We start from the raw sequence: 13,801 nt of genomic DNA, 5'->3' as shown, positions 1-13,801 counted from the left end.
TCGCTTTCTAGCCTCTCTGTCGCACCGCTTTCGAGCATTTGCCCTACAAGCGTGTTCATCAGAGGTGCCCTTCTAAGGCGCAGACGGTACTCCCATCCGCGAGGCGTTTCAAGCTCACGCCGATGCTCATCAGGCGTCTTTACATCGCAAATCACCGGGAGTTATAAGAACAGTCAAAACCGCAACACAATGGAAGGATCGAGCCCATGAGCCAAAGCGATCGTGACTACAGTGAAAAGCGCGACTACATCCGCATGAGGGTCGATGCGGATGTCACATTGATTCACGCTGGCGATTTGATTCCAGCCGTCTGTATCGACCTTTCCAGCAGCGGTATGCAGGTTCAGGCGGCCCGTTCGTTTCAAGTGGGCGACACGCTGAACGTACGCATCGATTCCGAGCATGCCGCGCTCAAGGGCCTGGAAGCCGAGACCGAAGTGGTCTGGGTGGCTCAACAGGACGCTGGCGGTCAGAAACTTGGGCTTACAATCCTGAAAATGAATTGAGCACGAACTCAAACAAAGAAGGCGGCCAAATGGCCGCCTTCTTGTTGTTGCGTGGGTGACGATTTAAAAATCGTCTTCCACCTTGCCGTCTTTGACCTTGAATTCGCGGTTCTGCAGGTAAGCGTTGCGAATGAAGATGTATTTGTCGCCGGTGATCAGCTTCTCGCTCGACAACAGGCTGGCACGGGTGTCGATCACGCTCATGCCAAGCGCCATATTGCGCGCCGGAATGTCGTTCATGTAGCGGTAGGGTTTGGCGTAGGTATCGACGTATATGGACGGTGCATCACGCACCGTGCTCGGGCCGAAGAACGGCAGCATGACGTAAGGACCGCTAGGCACGCCCCAGTGGCCAAGGGTCTGGCCAAAGTCTTCGTCATTGCGTTGCAGGCCCATTTTGGTGCCCACATCGAAGAACCCGGCCAGGCCGATGGTGGTGTTCATCAGCACGCGAGCCGTATCGACGCCAGCGGCGCGCGGCTTGGCCTGCAGGATGTCGTTGGCCAGGTTGCCGACGTCACCGATGTTGCGGAACATGTTGTGAATGCCGTCCGAGAGAAACGTCGGCGTAATGAACTGATAGCCCTGAGCAATCGGCTTCAAAGCGTAGGTGTCCAGTACATCGTTGAACTTGTAGATCGGACGGTTAATGCTTTCCCAAGGGTCATCTTCCGACGCCGCCTGGGCAGCGAACGGAACCAGCAACACACTGGCACACATACATAGTCGAGCTAGACGATTGCTCCAGCGCATAGAAAAAACTCCTTGGACTGTACTGGCGCGGGCCTCAATACCCGGGCGATAAGCGCGCTAGTATAAGGTGGATAAGTATTTTTAGGCAGTCACCCGAGAAACACCCTGCGGCGACCCGGTCTTGGTGTGGCCGCTTCATCCCGATGTCACTCAACTGTCACGGGGCATCCCTAATCTCCGAGATTATTTCAGGGACGTAGAAATGCCCCACGCCCAATCCCTCCCCCAGAACATTCCCAACCCGACCGCCGTGCTCTTCGGTCTCAGCGGCTGTCTGGTGGATTTCGGCGCCCGCAGCCGTCAGAACAACAACGACACCGCTGAACGAGCGCACCTGACACCGGGCGCCCTGGAAGCGCTGAACCGTCTGCAACTTCAAGGCATTCCGTGTGCCTGGCTCGACGAATTGCCGCACGCGCAAAGTCTCGCGCTGGCCACTTCTCTGCCGGACTGGCTCACCGCCAGCCCGCGCACGCTGAACGTGGGGCAATGGCCGTCCCCCGATGCGTGCTGGCAAGCCTTGATGGCGCTGAACATCGATCGCCTGGACGGTTGCGTGTTGGTCAGCGGCGAACCGCGCTTGCTGCAATCAGGTCTCAACGCCGGGCTCTGGACCATCGGCCTGGCGTCCTGCGGCTCGCTTTGCGGGATGACACCCAGTGAGTGGCAAGCCTTGAGTCAGCAGGAACGCGAGTTCAAGCGCGGCAAGGCGACCGTGCAACTGTTCGGCCTTGGCGTGCACTCGGTGATCGATCACCTGGGTGAACTCGACACCTGCCTGTCAGACATCGGCCTGCGCCGACACAAGGGTGAAAAGCCCTGATCGGCCGTTCTTGATCAAGATCATGCACTTCGCTCGCCAGTGGATTAATCTAAAGGCCAGATGCAGACCTTTGGCCCATCGCTGCGGTCTATGCCAGTGCCTATCGATAAAAGGAAGAACGCCATGCCTGCCCGCGAACTGCAAGAACAGCTCAACGCCCTGCGCGAGCAACTGGAGCAGAACCCACCGCTCACGCTGGAAGAACGTGAACACCTGCAAGAACTGATGCAGAAGATTGAGGCGCAGATCAAACTCGAAACCGCGACGCAGGACAGCAGCCTGGCGGACGGCGTCAACCTTGCCGTGGAGCGTTTTGAAGTGGACCACCCGGCGCTGGCCACCGTGTTGCGCAACATCGTGCAGACCCTGGGCAACATCGGAATCTGACCCTGCGAATGCAAAAAAGCCCCGCTAGCGATAGCGGGGCTTTTTCATTTGTGCGATCTGCAATGCAATCCCTGTGGGAGCGGGCTTGCTCGCGAAGGGGCCATCACATTCAGCATCAATGTTGAATGTAACTCCGCCTTCGCGAGCAAGCCCGCTCCCACATTAGATCTTTATTGGCGGACCAGGCGATGGTTCGGCAGTTGCACTTCTTCAGTGCTGCGATACGGGTTGATATCCAGCCCGCCGCGACGCACGTAACGCGCATACACGGTCAGTTTTTCCGGTTTCAGCAAGCGTTGCAGGTCGAGGAAGATCCGTTCTACGCACTGCTCGTGGAAGTCCGAGTGCTGACGGAAGCTCACCAGATAAGCCAGCAGACTGGCGTGATCCAGCGCCGCGCCACGGTACTCGACCGCGACACTGCCCCAGTCCGGCTGGCTGGTGACCGGGCAATTGGATTTGAGCAGATGGCTGTGCACGCTTTCTTCAACGATGCGCGAATCGTCGCAACGCAGCAGTTCCGGGCGCGGATGCTCGTAGTTGCTGACGCTGATATCCAGATCATCGATGCACACGCCTGGCAGCGCTACAACGCCTTCAGCCTCGACCTCGTTCAAGCTGCGAATACGCACGCCCACCGGCTTGCCCGCGGCGGCCGACAGGTCATTCACCAGCGTGGCTTCAAGGCTTTGGGTATCGGCGAACGGTGTCTGGTTCAGCGAGTTCAGGTACAACTTGAACGACTTCGACTCGATGATGTTCGGCGAGTCCGCCGGGATACTGAATTCGCCAATGGCCACCACCGGCTTGCCCGATGGCAGCAGCCAGGACAGTTCAAAGCAGTTCCAGAAATCCACGCCCTTGTACGGCAGGGTTTGCGCCGTCAGGCCCAGCTCGGCCCATTTCGCGGTGCGCGGGATCGGGAACAGCAAGGACGGCGTGTACGTGGCGATGTATTCGCTGGATTTGCCCAGCGGCGAATGTTCGGCTGCGGGATGCATGGCGGAAACCTGACTAAAGAATCAGCGGATTCTACCAGCCTTTGCTCCCGCCTTTGAGTGCTTACTGACTGACAGTCAATTTGCCGACCATACCTGCCTGATAGTGGCCGGGAATATTGCAGGCGAACTCCAGATTGCTGGCTTTCTTGAAGGTCCAGGTCAATTCGGTGGTTTTGCCCGGTTCAATCAGCACGCTGTTCGGATCATCGTGCTTCATGCTTGCGCCGTGATCCATGCCTGGCATCGAGTTGTGATCCATGCCCGCCATCGAGCCGTGGTCCATGGGAGCGCTTTTCATCATGGTCGGGGTGAGCATGCCGCCCTGTTGCATTTTCAGCATTTCCTGTTGATGCGCAGCATGCATCGCCGCATCGCCCAGGTTGAATTCGTGCAGTAACTGGCCTTTATTGATCAGCACAAAACGCACCGTCTCACCGGCTTTGATGTCCAGCGTCCTGGGCGTGAACGACATATCGCTCATGACGATTTCGACGCTGCGCGTAGCCTTCGCCGCCGGGGCCGGCGTGCCGAAGTCGTAGGTCTGTGCCGGCGAGGCCCATACGGGAAAACTCAACACCAGCAAACAGCCGGCAAGCACCAATCGATGATGCAACATCATGATCACACTCCAACAAGATAAGGTTCAGCCTGTGGGAAACTCTACTGTTGCGCCACTGCCAGCCAGCTGACAGCCAGATTACAACTTTGTAAGGTTGCACTGCATCGCCGCCCGCCACGGTATAACGCACCTGTTCCATTGACCTCGAGTTGCCCATGAAATTGCTGATCGTCGAAGACCAACCGAAAACCGGCCACTACTTGCGCCAAGGCCTGACCGAGGCCGGCTTCAACGTCGAACTGGTGGCCGACGGCAACACCGGTCAGCACCTCGCGCTGACCGGCGATTACGCGCTGCTGATTCTCGACGTGATGCTCCCCGGCCGTGACGGCTGGCAGATTCTGCAAGCGGTACGTAACGCTGGCCTGGACATCCCGGTGCTGTTTCTCACCGCCCGCGATGCCGTGGAAGATCGGGTTCATGGCCTGGAACTGGGCGCCGACGATTACCTGGTCAAGCCTTTCGCCTTTTCCGAACTGCTGGCCCGCGTGCGTAGCCTGTTACGTCGTGGCAGCGCGGCACCGCAAGAAACCAGCCTGCAACTGGCCGACTTGCGGCTGGACCTGATTCGCCGCCGAGTCGAGCGTAGCGGCCAGCGCATCGACCTGACTGCCAAGGAATTCGCCCTGCTGGAACTGCTCTTGCGCCGCCAGGGCGAAGTGCTGCCTAAATCGCTGATCGCTTCGCAGGTCTGGGACATGAATTTCGACAGTGACACCAATGTCATTGAAGTGGCGATCCGCCGGCTACGCCTGAAGATCGACGACGACTTCCCGAACAAGTTGATTCATACCGTACGCGGCATGGGTTATGTGCTTGAAGAGCGTCCCGCCTGATGCGCCGCCTGTCCCTGAGCGGCCGTCTGGCACTGTTGTTTGCCGCCTGTACGGCGGTGGTTTCATTGTTCGCTGGTGTGCTGTTCAGCCGCGCCAGCGAGACGCACTTCATTGAACTCGACCAGCAATTGCTCGACGGCAAGCTGATCGCCCTGCGCAGTGTCTTGGCCGGCTCCGACGACCCGCGGTTGTTCGCCGAACGAAAAGCCGGACTGCAGGATGAAATGAGCCATCAGCCGGACCTGGCATTACGGGTGCGCGGCGCCGATGGTCACGTTTGGTTCGACAGTGCCGCGAACCTCCCCGACGACTTGCCAACCCGCTCCGGTCTTCACAGCTTGCACAGCGCCGACACGGCGTATCGGGTCTACAGCGCCGCGCTGGAGCCGGGCAAGACCGATTCCGCGCAGCTGATTCTGATGCTCGACATCACTCACCATCAGCACTTTTTGCAGCGCATGCAGCATTTGATCTGGCTGACCGTCGGCCTGTCGGCGCTAGCCACCGCGCTGCTCGGTGCGTGGGCGGCACGCAGTGGTTTGCGACCGTTGCGGCGCATGAGTGAAGTGGCCGCCGGGGTGTCCGCCAGCTCGCTGACCCAGCGCCTGCCCGAAGATCAAATGCCCGCCGAGCTCGCCAATCTGGCTCACACGTTTAACGCCATGCTCGGCCGTCTCGACGACTCGTTCCAGCGTCTGTCAGCCTTCTCCGCCGACATCGCCCACGAACTGCGCACACCGTTGTCGAACCTGCTGACCCACACTCAGGTCACCCTCACCCGCCCGCGCGACCTGGAAGATTACCGCGAGGCGCTGCACAGCAACCTCGAAGAGCTGCAATGGATGGCGCAGCTGGTCAACGACATGCTGTATCTGGCCAAGGCCGATCACGGCTTACTGACGCCAAAACGCGAACCGCTGCAACTGGCCGAGGAGGTGGATCTGTTGCTGGAGTTTTACGCACCATTGGCCGAAGACGCACGAGTCAAGCTGACCCGTCTCGGCGACGCCAGCCTCAACGGCGACCGCAGCATGTTGCGCCGCGCCCTCTCCAATCTGCTGGACAACGCACTGCGCTTCACCCCGCCAAACGGTGAGGTTCAAGTGCGGATTGTCGATGAACCAAAGGGCTTGAGCCTGAGTGTTGAAAACAGCGGCGAGGGGATTTCTGAAGAACTGTTGCCGCGATTGTTTGACCGGTTCTACCGCGCAGACCCGGCGCGCCATGAAGGCAGTAGCGAGCATGCAGGGTTGGGGCTGGCGATCACTCAGTCGATCATCCGCGCTCATGGCGGGACGATTCGTTGCGAATCAGGCCAGGGGTGGACACGGTTTTTGATGCAGTTGCCGAAGGGGGTTTGAGGACAGCCGGAACCTGATCGTTCCCACGCGGGGGAACGATCAGGTGCGGTGCCTGGACTTACGAATAGCGCAACGCAGTGGCCGGTTCGATCTTCGCGGCGCGCCAGGCCGGGTATACCGTGGCCAGGAAGCTCATGATGAAGCCCGCCGAGCAGATCAGCAGCACGTCACCACCCTGCAGTTCCGATGGCAAGTTGCTGACGAAGTACACGTCGGAGCTGAAGATATGCTGGCCAGTCACGCGCTCCAGCCAACCGACCATCTCACTCACGTTCAACGCCGCGATCACCCCGAGGATGCCGCCAATCAGCGTGCCGACGACACCGATCACCGTGCCCTGAACCATGAAGATCGCCATGATCTGCCGAGGTGTGGCGCCGATGGTCCGCAGGATCGCGATGTCCGCGCCTTTGTCGTTCACCACCATGATCAAGGTGGCGATGATGTTGAATGCAGCGACCGCCACGATCATCAGCAGCAACAGGCCGATCATGGTTTTTTCCATCTTCATGGCGCTGAACAGGCTGCCTTGAGTGTGGGTCCAGTCATCGGCCTTGAAGTCGGCGCCCAGCCCGCCTGCAATGTCTGACGAGACCTTGGGGGCGGCGTACAGGTCTTTCACCGCCAGGCGCACGCTTTGCACCTGATTCGGTTGCCAATGCTGCATTTGCGCTGCATCGGCAACGTGGATCAGCGCCATCGAGCCGTCGAGTTCGGCACCGACCTTGAACACGCCAACCACATTCAGCCGCTGCATGCGCGGTGTGATACCACCCGGTGCGGTGCTGACTTCCGGCACGATCAGGGTAATTTTGTCGCCGACGTTCAAGCGGAAGCGGCGTGCGGTGATTTCACCGACCACCACCCCGAACTCGCCCGGCTTCAAGTCGTCCAGACGTCCCTGCACGATATGCTGGGCGACGATGGAGACTTTGCCTTCCTGTGCCGGATCAACGCCGCTGATCTGGATCGGCTGCATCGAGCCCTTGTACGACAGCATGCCTTCCATCTCGGTGAACGGCACGGCGGCCGTCACTTCAGGGTTTTTCATGGCTGTGGCCGCGACAGGCTGCCAATCGTCGATCGGCTTGACGCCAACGATGGTCGCGTGGGGGACCATGCCGAGGATGCGCGAGCTCATTTCGCGCTGGAAGCCGTTCATCACCGACAACACCACGATCATCGCCAGCACGCCCAGGGCGAGGCCGATCATCGAGGTCATCGAGATAAACGAAACAAAGCGATTGCGGCGCTTGGCGCGGGTATAGCGCGTGCCGATAAAGATCGATAACGGTCTGAACATTCGCTGGGGCACCGTATAAAAATAAAAGACCCGACACGCTTTTCAGTCGTGCCGGGTTTCGGCCAATCAGATGGGAGTGAGACGACCTTCCTGCAGGTGCAGGACGCGATCCATCTGGCGAGCCAGGTTCATGTCGTGGGTCACCACCAGGAACGCGGTGCGCATCGACGTGCTGAGTTCCAGCATCAAGTCCTGAATGCCCTGGGCGGTATGGGAGTCGAGGTTACCGGTCGGCTCATCGAGCATCACCAGCCCTGGCTTGTTCACCAACGCGCGGGCGATGGCCACGCGCTGACGCTCGCCACCAGACAGTTCGGCCGGTTTGTGCTCCAGACGATGGCCCAGCCCTACCCGCTCCAGCAAGGCCGTGGCGCGCTGACGGGCTTCCGGGATCGCGGTGCGGCCGATCAACAGCGGCATGCAGACGTTTTCCAGCGCGGTGAACTCGGGCAGCAAGTGGTGAAACTGGTAAACAAAGCCCAGCGAGCGGTTACGCAACAGGCCACGGGCCTTTTCGTTGAGCGCCGACAGCTCTTCACCGGCCAGCCAGACACTGCCTTTGGTCGGCGTATCAAGGCCGCCAAGCAGGTTGAGCAAGGTACTTTTACCGGAACCGGAGGTGCCGACAATCGCCACTCGCTCACCCGGATGCAGCTCCAGCTGCAAACCGGACAACACCACCACCGATTCCGGGCCTTCCTCGTAGGCTTTACCCAGGTCGCGGCAACTCAAGACTGCTTTCGTACTCATACCCAAATCACTCATAACGTAGCGCCTCCGCAGGCTGGGTGCGCGCAGCACGCCAGGCTGGATAAAGGGTGGCGAGGAAACTCAGGACCAACGCCGCGCCGCAGACCATCAACACGTCTTCAGCCATCAGTTGCGACGGCAGGTAGTCGATGAAGTACACGTCGGCGTTAAGGAATTTGTGCCCGATCAGGCCTTCGAGGGCGGAAATCGCGGCGCTGACATTCAGTGCGGCGAACATGCCGACCACGGCGCCGATCGCCGTGCCGACCACACCGATCACCGTGCCCTGAACCATGAAGATCGCCATGATCTGGCCCGGCGTAGAACCAAGGGTCCGCAGGATCGCGATATCGCCCTTCTTGTCGTTCACCACCATCACCAGCGTCGAAATGATGTTGAACGCGGCCACCGCAACGATCAGCAGCAACAGCAGGCCGATCATGGCTTTTTCCATGCGGATCGCCTGATACAGGTTGCCGTGGGTGCGGGTCCAGTCACGGGCGTAGTAATGGTCTCCATCCAGGTTTTGCGCAATGTTCCAAGCGGTGCGAGGCGCCTGGAACAAATCGTCGAACTTCAGTCGCAAGCCCTGGACCTGATCCGGCTTCCAGCGATGCAGGCGCGCCAGGTCATCCAGATTGGTCAGCCCCAGGTAGCCATCCAGCTCACCGGCGCCGACATGGAAAATGCCGACCACGGTGAAGCGCTTCATCCGCGGGAACATCCCGGCCGGGGTCACGGTGACCTCCGGGGCGACGAAGGTCAGCTTGTCGCCGAGACCCACGCCGAGCTTGGTCGCGGCCTTGTCACCGATCACGATGCCGAAGCTGCCCGGCGACAGGTCGTCGAGTTTGCCCTGCGTCATGAAGTTGTCGATGATCGAGACTTTGCGCTCCTGATCCGGGTCGACGGCATTGAGCAGGACTTTCTGCACCTGGCCGTTGTTGGTCAGCAAACCCTGCATCTGGGTGAACGGCGCAACCGCCACCACCTCAGGGTTCTGCTGGACCTTGGCGGCCAGGCTTTGCCAGTCGCTGATGGGCTCACCGGACTCGATGGTCGCGTGGGGCACCATGCCCAGCACGCGGGTGCGCATCTCATGATCGAAGCCGTTCATCACCGACAGCACCACGATCATCACGACCACGCCGAGAGCGAGTCCGATCATCGAAGTCAGGGAAATGAACGACACAAAATGATTGCGACGCTTTGCACGGGTATAACGCGTGCCGATAAATACGAAGAGAGGTCTGAACATGTCGGGGCTTGTTCGGAGGGAAAAGGAACGTCCTTGTGGCGGGGGTCGATAACCAGCTTTACACTCAGACCACCGCCGCTACCATGGGTTCGCCATGTCGACATTAGATGAAGAAGATCGCCGCGAATACTACCGTATCGAGGACACGATCGCACTGGAAATTCGGCCCCTGTCTGCCCTCGAAGCGGCAGGTCAGGAAGTGTTGCAGGATGCTTCCCCGCTGTTCAACCTGCTCAGCGAACTGCACCTGAGCGAATTCGAGTCGCAGCACTTGCTGCGCCAGATCAGTGAGCGGGATCGAAACACCGCCAACTATCTGAAGGTCATGAACAAGCGCATCGACCTGCTGAGCCAGGTCGTGGCACACACCGTGCTCGGCAAGTTCGGTGAGCCGCAGCACGTGGTGCTGTCGGAAGGCGGCATCGAGTTCGAGCACCACCTCGCCTACCCGACCGGCAGCCATCTGGCGATCAAGCTGTTGTTGATGCCGCAAGCACTGGGCCTGCTGTTGCGGGCCAAGGTTACTCACTGTGAACCGGAAAGCTTCGGCACCTTCGAGATTGGCACCGAATTCGAAGCCCTGACCGATGCGCAACGACAGCTGCTGGCCCGCTATATCTTGCAGAAACAGGCGCATGAGCGACGCCTGGCACGCGAGCAAAACGAATCAGGCAATTAATTAAGGAAGACCCGTGACCCTAATCTACGGCCACCGCGGCGCCAAAGGCGAAGCACCGGAAAACACTCTGAGCAGTTTCCAGGAATGCCTCAAGCACGGCGTACGCCGTTGCGAACTGGACCTGCACCTGTCCATGGACGGCGAGTTGATGGTCATCCACGACCCGACGCTCAAGCGCACCACCGAGCGTCGCGGCAAGGTGGTCGAGCATACGGCGGCAGAACTGGTGACCTACGATGCGCGCAAGGGTGGTCCGGGCTGGATCAAGCCATGCCCGATTCCACGGCTGGAAGAGCTGTTCGAAAAGTGCGATTTCGAACACTGGCAGTTAGAGGTCAAGAGCGCGTCGCGTATGCGTGCGGCGACGACGGTGCTGGCGATTCGCGAAATGGCGCAACGCTTTGGCTTGCTGGACAAGGTCACCATCACCTCGAGCTCGCGCGAAGTGCTGAAGGCCGCAGTCGATCTGGTTCCGGATGTGTCGCGTGGACTGGTCGCCGAATATGCCTGGCTCGACCCGCTGAAGGTCGCGCAAAGTTATGGCTGTGAGATTCTGGCACTGAACTGGACCCTGTGTACGCCGGAACGCCTGCAGAAGGCGCAGCGACAAGGTCTGCATGTGTCAGTATGGACAGTCAACGAACCTGCGCTAATGCGCAGGCTCGCTGATTTCGGCGTTGACAGCCTGATTACAGACTTTCCCGGTTTGGCCAGCGCCACTCTCGAGAATTGCTGAAATCGGTCTCCCCGGCCGGCTCAGGCCACCGGCCGGAGCCGCTCAAAAAAGCCGGTTGAGGCCGTCGTAGGCCGCTACCCGATAGGCTTCGGCCATGGTCGGGTAGTTGAACGTGGTGTTGACGAAGTACTTCAACGTGTTCTGCTCACCCGGCTGGTTCATGATCGCCTGACCGATGTGGACGATCTCCGATGCCTGATAACCGAAGCAGTGCACGCCGAGCACTTCCAGCGTCTCGCGGTGGAACAGGATCTTCAGCATGCCTTGCGGCTCGCCGGCGATCTGCGCACGCGCCATGCTCTTGAAGAACGCCTTGCCGACTTCGTACGGTACTTTGGCCTGGGTCAGCTCTTGCTCGTTCTTGCCGATCGAGCTGATCTCCGGAATGGTGTAGATCCCGGTCGGTACGTCGTTGACGAAACGCCAGCTGTTGTTATCGACAATGCTGCCAGCGGCCGAACGCCCCTGGTCGTGGGCGGCACTGGCCAGGCTCGGCCAGCCAATCACGTCGCCTGCGCCGTAGATGTTCTGGATGCAGGTGCGATAGTTCTGGTCAACTTCGATCTGGCCACGGCTGTTGACCTTCACGCCGATGTTTTCCAGGCCCAACGCGTCGGTATTACCGGTACGGCCGTTGCACCAGAGCAAGGCGTCGGCCTTGATCTTCTTGCCGGACTTGAGGTGCAGGATCACCCCGTTGTCCACGCCTTCAACGCGATCGTAATCTTCGTTGTGACGCACGGTGATGTTGTTGTTGCTGAAGTGGTAGCTCAGCGCCTGGGAGATTTCCGAGTCGAGGAAGCTCAGCAGCTGACCGCGGTTGTCCACCAGTTCGACCAGCACGCCCAGACCACTGAAGATCGAGGCGTATTCGCAACCAATCACGCCGGCGCCGTAAACGATGAGTTTGCGCGGGGTGTGGCCGAGGCTGAGGATGGTGTCGCTATCGTAGATACGCGGGTGGTGGAAATCGATGTCGGCCGGGCGATACGGACGCGAGCCGGTGGCGATGATGATGTGCTTGGCCACCAGTTTTTCGACCACGCCGTTGGCGCAGACCACTTCGATGGTTTGCTCGTCAGCGAAGCTGCCGGTGCCGAAGAACACGTCGACCCGATTGCGCGCGTAGTAACCGGTGCGCGAGGCGACTTGTTTGGCAATGACTTTTTCGGCGCTTTTCAGTACGTCCGGAAACGAGAACCAGCGCGGCTCACCAATGGCCCGGAACATCGGGTTGGTGTTGAACTGCATGATCTGCCGGACCGAGTGACGCAAGGCCTTGGACGGGATAGTGCCAAGGTGGGTGCAGTTGCCGCCGACCTGGCGACGACTATCGACCATCGCCACTTTGCGCCCTGCTTTGGCGGCGTTCATTGCCGCGCCTTCTCCCGCCGGGCCGGAACCCAACACCACCACGTCGTAGTTGTAGACAGCCATGCGTACTCCTCAGAACAGGCCGCGGCACCCCGTTGGCACCTGCGGCTAAATCATGCCGGTCTTGCGGCATGAAGGAACAATTTGGGGTCAGTCGAGAACCCGGACACAGTCTATAGAAGCGTCAACGCCGCGCACATTAACCCTTGGTCGCGTCGTAGGCTAGTTTTGCCTGCACTACAACGCCAACCGTGAGTGTCCATCACACCGTATTTACTTGGCTTTTTCGGCACTCAGGCGGTCAAAAGCCTGACTGGTTCGCGTGACAAAGCCTGTATCGGTTCGAATCACAAAAAATGCACCGATATCATGCTTTTCGGCGTAGTCCCAACCGCGCTCGGGGCCAAGAATCAGCAACAGCGTCGATAAGCCATCGGCCATCAGCGTCGAAGGATTAATCACCGTGACGGACGCCAGGGTATGAGTGATCGGCGCGCCGGTTCGGGCATCGAACGTGTGGGAATAGCGCCGGCCATCCTGCATGAAGTAATTGCGGTAGTCGCCTGAGGTCGAAACACCGTTGCCGTCCAGCGTGATCACCCGCTCGACAACCTGCTGGTCATCGCGTGGCTCCTCCAGCGCAATCTTCCAGGGCGACCCGTCGAGTTTCTTGCCAACGGCCTTGAGTTCGCCGGTGGCATCGGCGATGAAGCTGTCGATACCCAGTTCCTGCAACTTCGCAGCGATCCTGTCGACGGCGTACCCGGCGCCAATGCTGCCGAAGTCCACCTCGACCGGCGCGTCCTTGCATAGCTGATCGCCTTCAATCCGCAGATGCGCATAACCAACGCGTTGTCGGGCCAAAGCCAAGGCTTCGGCGCTTGGGACTTTTTCATCGCGCGATTGTGGGCCGAACCCCCAAAGGTTCAGCAGCGGCTCCACCGTCAGGTCGTAGGAACCGTCGCTCGTCTCTGAGAGCTGCTCGCCTACCTTGACCAACTGCAAGACCGGCTCCGGCATTGGCTGACAGCTATTGGCCGGTAAACCATTGAATCGCTCGATGTCGGAATCACTGCGGTAGGTCGACAGCTGCCGGTCGATCTCGGCCAGAATCGACTCGACCTGCTTCTGCACCTCGACCGGCCCGGGAGCCCCCGGATGGCGGATGTATTTGACCGAATACGTGCTGCCCATGGTCGGGCCGCCAAAGCTTTCCAGGGAATCGCCGTTACCGCAGCCCGATAAGGCGCCGACAAGCACCAAGAAAACACCCGATCGCCAGTTCAACAACACGCACTCCTCCCCAAAGAGTTCCCCCCCGACAGAACGCCAAGGCCCGCCATTATGCGATAGAACTGTGGGAGAGGGCTGGCTCATGGCTATAACGTTTAAGCAGCACGCTAACTATTGGTTGC

At 59.7% G+C, this 13,801-nt stretch carries 15 protein-coding genes; 7 read left to right on the top strand and 8 right to left on the bottom strand.

Annotated elements, in window-relative coordinates; genetic code table 11:
• The first annotated feature begins 206 nt into the window (after window positions 1–206).
• Window positions 207–506, top strand: a complete 300-nt coding sequence (locus AC3WK5_RS19295; RefSeq protein WP_103315314.1) for a PilZ domain-containing protein — start codon at window positions 207–209, stop codon at window positions 504–506.
• A 63-nt stretch (window positions 507–569) separates the two neighbouring features.
• On the opposite strand, the gene AC3WK5_RS19290 is transcribed toward AC3WK5_RS19295, so the two are convergent.
• Window positions 570–1,259, bottom strand: coding sequence for an MlaA family lipoprotein (locus AC3WK5_RS19290; protein WP_054593161.1), 690 nt, complete (start codon window positions 1,257–1,259; stop codon window positions 570–572).
• A gap of 202 nt (window positions 1,260–1,461) precedes the next feature.
• On the opposite strand from AC3WK5_RS19290, the gene pcrP reads away from it, so the two are divergent.
• Both pcrP and AC3WK5_RS19280 read left to right on the top strand, forming a co-directional pair.
• Window positions 1,462–2,082, top strand: coding sequence for an HAD superfamily inactivated hydrolase PcrP (gene pcrP, locus AC3WK5_RS19285; RefSeq protein WP_103315315.1), 621 nt, complete (start codon window positions 1,462–1,464; stop codon window positions 2,080–2,082).
• Window positions 2,083–2,205: 123 nt separating this feature from the next.
• Entirely contained in the window at window positions 2,206–2,469 is a 264-nt protein-coding gene (locus AC3WK5_RS19280) for a DUF4404 family protein (protein WP_054593163.1), read from the top strand.
• A 170-nt stretch (window positions 2,470–2,639) separates the two neighbouring features.
• Here AC3WK5_RS19280 and queF read toward each other — a convergent pair whose 3' ends face one another.
• Both queF and copI read right to left on the bottom strand, forming a co-directional pair.
• Window positions 2,640–3,470 (bottom strand): NADPH-dependent 7-cyano-7-deazaguanine reductase QueF, encoded by an 831-nt coding sequence (gene queF / locus AC3WK5_RS19275; RefSeq protein ID WP_103315316.1) that lies wholly within the window; start codon window positions 3,468–3,470, stop codon window positions 2,640–2,642.
• A 61-nt stretch (window positions 3,471–3,531) separates the two neighbouring features.
• Window positions 3,532–4,089, bottom strand: a complete 558-nt coding sequence (gene copI, locus AC3WK5_RS19270; RefSeq protein ID WP_103315317.1) for a copper-resistant cuproprotein CopI — start codon at window positions 4,087–4,089, stop codon at window positions 3,532–3,534.
• A gap of 155 nt (window positions 4,090–4,244) precedes the next feature.
• On the opposite strand from copI, the gene AC3WK5_RS19265 reads away from it, so the two are divergent.
• Window positions 4,245–4,925: a heavy metal response regulator transcription factor gene (locus AC3WK5_RS19265; RefSeq protein WP_103315318.1), complete on the top strand. Its 681-nt coding sequence runs from the start codon at window positions 4,245–4,247 to the stop codon at window positions 4,923–4,925.
• A complete protein-coding gene (locus AC3WK5_RS19260; protein WP_103315319.1) occupies window positions 4,925–6,286 on the top strand; it encodes a heavy metal sensor histidine kinase in 1,362 nt (453 codons plus the stop codon). The genes AC3WK5_RS19265 and AC3WK5_RS19260 overlap by 1 nt, the downstream gene beginning before the upstream one ends.
• 58 nt (window positions 6,287–6,344) lie before the next feature.
• On the opposite strand, the gene AC3WK5_RS19255 is transcribed toward AC3WK5_RS19260, so the two are convergent.
• The 3 genes from AC3WK5_RS19255 to AC3WK5_RS19245 form a co-directional block, all read right to left on the bottom strand.
• Complete coding sequence (locus AC3WK5_RS19255; protein ID WP_103315320.1) at window positions 6,345–7,589, bottom strand: lipoprotein-releasing ABC transporter permease subunit; 1,245 nt, start codon at window positions 7,587–7,589, stop codon at window positions 6,345–6,347.
• Between the two features lie 66 nt (window positions 7,590–7,655).
• Window positions 7,656–8,339: a lipoprotein-releasing ABC transporter ATP-binding protein LolD gene (gene lolD, locus AC3WK5_RS19250; RefSeq protein ID WP_173859959.1), complete on the bottom strand. Its 684-nt coding sequence runs from the start codon at window positions 8,337–8,339 to the stop codon at window positions 7,656–7,658.
• 7 nt (window positions 8,340–8,346) lie between these two features.
• Window positions 8,347–9,597, bottom strand: coding sequence for a lipoprotein-releasing ABC transporter permease subunit (locus AC3WK5_RS19245; protein ID WP_103315321.1), 1,251 nt, complete (start codon window positions 9,595–9,597; stop codon window positions 8,347–8,349).
• A gap of 94 nt (window positions 9,598–9,691) precedes the next feature.
• Between AC3WK5_RS19245 and AC3WK5_RS19240 the strand changes: the two genes are divergently transcribed.
• The gene (locus tag AC3WK5_RS19240) at window positions 9,692–10,276 is read left to right on the top strand and encodes a PilZ domain-containing protein (RefSeq protein ID WP_054593171.1); all 585 of its coding nucleotides are present in this window, start codon (window positions 9,692–9,694) and stop codon (window positions 10,274–10,276) included.
• Window positions 10,277–10,289: 13 nt separating this feature from the next.
• Window positions 10,290–11,012 (top strand): glycerophosphodiester phosphodiesterase, encoded by a 723-nt coding sequence (locus tag AC3WK5_RS19235; RefSeq protein WP_054593172.1) that lies wholly within the window; start codon window positions 10,290–10,292, stop codon window positions 11,010–11,012.
• A gap of 42 nt (window positions 11,013–11,054) precedes the next feature.
• Here AC3WK5_RS19235 and sthA read toward each other — a convergent pair whose 3' ends face one another.
• Window positions 11,055–12,449 carry a Si-specific NAD(P)(+) transhydrogenase gene (gene sthA / locus AC3WK5_RS19230; protein WP_103315322.1) on the bottom strand — a complete coding sequence of 465 codons (1,395 nt, stop codon included), beginning with the start codon at window positions 12,447–12,449 and terminating at the stop codon, window positions 11,055–11,057.
• A 210-nt stretch (window positions 12,450–12,659) separates the two neighbouring features.
• Window positions 12,660–13,646, bottom strand: coding sequence for an FAD:protein FMN transferase (locus AC3WK5_RS19225; protein WP_371919117.1), 987 nt, complete (start codon window positions 13,644–13,646; stop codon window positions 12,660–12,662).
• Window positions 13,647–13,801 lie beyond the last annotated feature (155 nt).

It is taken from the genome of Pseudomonas sp. FW306-02-D09B (genome assembly GCF_058782685.1).
The sequence above is the reverse complement of the archived record's forward strand: the minus strand, read 5'-3'. Positions and strand labels throughout refer to the sequence as shown.